At 36.7% G+C, this 4,247-nt stretch carries 3 protein-coding genes; all 3 read left to right on the top strand.

What is annotated here, in order from left to right; all coding sequences use genetic code 11:
* On the top strand, positions 1–240 hold a 240-nt coding region (locus HMPREF0013_RS08750), incomplete at its 5' end, for an IS30 family transposase (RefSeq protein ID WP_005802468.1).
* Between the two features lie 370 nt (positions 241–610).
* Complete coding sequence (locus HMPREF0013_RS08745) at positions 611–2,029, top strand: iron-containing redox enzyme family protein (protein WP_002114437.1); 1,419 nt, start codon at positions 611–613, stop codon at positions 2,027–2,029.
* Positions 2,030–2,070: 41 nt separating this feature from the next.
* Positions 2,071–4,215, top strand: coding sequence for a catalase HPII (gene katE / locus HMPREF0013_RS08740; RefSeq protein ID WP_080549271.1), 2,145 nt, complete (start codon positions 2,071–2,073; stop codon positions 4,213–4,215).
* The last annotated feature ends 32 nt before the right edge of the window (positions 4,216–4,247 follow it).

The following is a 4,247-nucleotide window of genomic DNA, read 5'->3' as shown; positions in this document are numbered from 1 at the left end:
TTCTGTGACCCACATTCACCTTGGCAAAAAGGCACATGCGAAAATATGAATGGTTTAATTAGGCAATATTTACCTAAAGGGATTGATTTAAATCAGGCAGATCAGCATTATTTAAATCAAGTTGCCATGTCACTGAATACTCGTCCTAGAAAGGCGTTAGATTGGCTTACACCATTAGAGAAATTTGCTCAGCTTGTTGATTATCATATGGCTTTTGAAACTGTCGCACCTCATGTTTGAATTCGCCCGATTTTAATTTTTTCCTGTGCTAGTAATTTGCAACATGAGTTAAACATTTGTTTTCTCCCTAAAACTGTTTTAATTTATTTATAAAATTATTTTTAATTTCTTTTTGTTAAGTTTTTAGCCTTTATAATTTTAAAAGTAACTCAAATGTAAATTTAGTTTGTTATTTATATATTTTTTATAAAAACAGATAGTTAAATTATTCTAAAGTTGAGAATGTAAGTTTGTGTTATTTTTTATGTTATTGAATTTTAATGATTTAAAAATATATGAGATTTCTTAATAACGTAATATAACAAAGATAGGCTGGGATTATAGTTTGGTTAAAGTATGGTAATTTATATCTCACTAAAGGAGAATAGAAATGCCTGTTGTAGTGAAAAAAAGATTATTAGACCTATTACAAGATAATCAACAGAACTATTACGAATTATTTGTTTTTTTCCTTGATCCTGATATTTCTAGTTTTGAAAAAGAGAAGAAAGCAAGAGATTTTCTTAATGAAGAAATAGATAAAATAGATCAAAAGGAAATTGATTTTCCTGCAACTATAAATACAGTTAAAGAATGGTGTGAAAACGACAATAAACAAAATTGTGAGTTATTTCAGGCTTATCTAAACCGTAGACAAAGTGGGGGTGAGAGAGAATACTTCCAGAATGTCGGTCAGGCATTTGAATTTTTAATTAAGGTCTCTCCAACTAAAAAGGTAGATGGTGCATGGTTATATAGTTCAGTTCACTACTGGAACGATCCGGTTTTTCATGACCTTATTATTACCTATCTAGAAGAGCTTGGACTTGGTGAGCCTAAAGCAAATCACGTCTGTATCTATGAGGACTTGCTGCGTAGTCTAGGACTCGATAGCTTTGATCTGCTTTTAGAGGATGAATACTATCATAATGCCGTGATTCAGCTGGCGCTTGGTTATGCTCCACCTGAGTTTATTCCCGAAATTGTCGGCTTCAATTTAGGTTATGAGCAACTGCCACTGCATCTCCTCATTAGTAATTATGAGCTTGCAGAACTTGGTATTGATTCAAAATATTTTAATTTACACATTACTATCGACAATATTGATAATGGACATGCAGATAAAGCAATTAAAGTTATAGAAAATATTTACGATAAATACAGAGATAAAGAAGCTTTCTTTAATAAATTAAAACGTGGTTTTGCTCTTAATAACCATGGCGTTTCTTCTTCAAAAATTATTAAAAATTTAAATCTTGAAGATTTAGTCCTTAAAATTTTAAAAAGAAAAGCGCTCGTGGGTCAGCTAATACATAACGAAACCAGACAGTTTGGATGCAAAACCATTAACCAATGGTTATCAAATCCAGAAGACGTTAAAGGCTTAGTTACACATCTCATTAATCACAAGTGGATTAAATTGAATACCGACCCTGAACAGAGCGTATTCTGGCGAATGATTAATGAAGAAAATGGAAAAATGTTTGGGGTATTTAACCCTGTAGAACGACAAATTATTCATGACTGGATTGCAGGTAGTGATCATTCTTCTAACTACTTGGCCTACAGCAGAGAACTAAAGAATAGCCAGCGTATCCAAGATTATCTGTTTAGCTATATTTCTGATGGCGAACTTGATGCGCTCCAAGAGCGTATACGTCAGACACCTGATCTTGCCATAAAAATATGCAAGCTGACTCCGTTTTTGGCTCCAGATTCACACCATAAAAGCATTGGGCTTTGGAGCACACGTAAATATGTCGAGCTCCTTTTTCCATATTTAAGTTCCTTTAACAAAACTAACTCTTGAAGTTTTTAATTCACCCCACGTTTAACTTTAAAACATAGGTAATGAACATGACTGATAATGTTAAATCAACAAATAAAACAAGTGAAATGGCTGGTGCTGATGCTGCAAATAAAGCCAATACTACCCAAAAAACTGAACAATTAGACTCAGTCAGAGACGATGCAACCAATGAAGCATTAACCACAAATCAAGGGGTTAAAATTGCTGATAACCAGAATAGTTTAAGAGCAGGTATTCGCGGTTCGACACTATTAGAAGATTTTATTTTACGAGAAAAGATTACTCATTTTGACCATGAACGTATTCCTGAGCGTATTGTGCATGCACGTGGCGTGGGCGCTCATGGTTACTTTCAGGCTTATGAAGGAAATGAGCGTTTAACAAAAGCTGGTTTTTTGACTGACCCAACCATTCAAACTCCAATTTTTGTACGCTTCTCAACAGTGCAGGGACCACGTGGCTCTGCTGATACGGTCCGTGATATTCGTGGTTTTGCCATTAAATTTTATACCCAAGAGGGTAATTTTGATTTAGTCGGCAACAATGCGCCTGTGTTTTTTGTGCAAGATGGGATTAAGTTTCCAGACTTTGTTCATGCAGTAAAACCTGAACCAGATACAGAAATACCAACAGGAGCAACTGCACATGATACTTTCTGGGATTTTGTGTCTTTAGTACCTGAGTCAGCACACGCGGTGATTTGGGCTATGTCAGACCGTGCAATTCCACGTAATTTACGCTCAATCCAAGGGTTTGGGGTTCATACATTCCGTCTTATTAATGCCGAAGGAAAATCACATTTTGTGAAATTCCATTGGACCCCTAAACAAGGTTTAAGTGCGCTAGTATGGGATGAAGCTCAAAAGCTTGCAGGTAAAGACCCGGATTTCCACCGTCGTGATCTTTATGAAGCGATTGAGAATGGGGTTTATCCTGAATGGGAGCTCGGTGTACAAATTGTTGAAGAAGAAGACGAGATGAACTTTGACTTCGACTTATTGGACCCGACAAAAATTATTCCTGAAGAGTTGGTTCCAGTGACACCAATCGGCCGATTTGTTTTGAACAGAAATGTAGATAATTTCTTTGCAGAAACAGAGCAGGTGGCTTTCTGTCCAGGACATATTGTGCCGGGAATTGATTTTACAAATGACCCGCTTCTACAAGCACGTCTATTTTCATACACCGATACCCAGTTAAGCCGTTTAGGTGGACCAAACTTCCATCAAATTCCGATCAATAAACCTGTGTGTCCATTCCATAATAATCAACGTGATGGTATTCACCAGCATACGATTCATAAAGGGCAGGCTTCATATCAACCAAACTCAATTGATAATGATTGGCCAGCCGAAACCCCACCTGCTGCTTCAAACGGCGGTTTTGAAAGCTATCCTGAACAGATTAGCGGACATAAACTTCGTCAAAGAAGCGAGACTTTTTCTGATCATTTTTCACAACCGCGCCTTTACTACAAGAGCCTTGCCCCTCATGAGCAAAAGCATGTGGTCGATGCCTATACTTTTGAATTAAGTAAAGTGCAACGAAAACACATCCGTGAGCGCCAAGTTCAACAAATTTTGGCAAATATTGATCTCGACTTAGCACGACAAGTAGGCGCTAATTTAGGAATTGAAGTGCCTGATTTAACGCTAGATTATAAAAAAACCGCAGTTGAAAAATCGGCTAAATTATCTTTCTTAGCTTTCCCACCCCAAGATATTCAAGGTCGAAAAGTTGCAGTACTTATTCATAATTTAGTGAAATCTGATGCATTAGAAGCTATGAAAAACTGGGCAATTAAAGAAGGGGTGACTCTTCATTTATTAGCGCCAAGCTTAGCTCCTGTAAAAGATCATCAAGACAATATTATTACGGCTGATGGTATGCAAATGGCTGAACCGTCAATTGCGTATGATGCAGTGATTATTCCTGATGGTGATAACTTAAACGCTGTCATGCAAGACGGGGTAACTCGCCATTATCTATTAGAGGCTTACAAGCATTTAAAACCAATTGCGTTTTTAGGTAATAAATCTGATTTACTTGAACCACTAGGTTTAGTTCCCGATGAAGGCACTCTAGTTGGAGATGAATTCCAGCCGATTGCTGAAAAGTTCAAAAACTTGATTATGGCTCATCGTGTTTGGTCACGAGAACAAATAGCTGCTCAGATACCGGCTTAACAAACAAAAAAGCCCTGAAAGTTTTAAACTTT

Origin of the sequence: Acinetobacter sp. SH024, assembly GCF_000163635.1 — a bacterium.
GTDB lineage: Bacteria > Pseudomonadota > Gammaproteobacteria > Pseudomonadales > Moraxellaceae > Acinetobacter > Acinetobacter pittii.
This window is presented reverse-complemented; position numbering and strand designations above follow the sequence as displayed.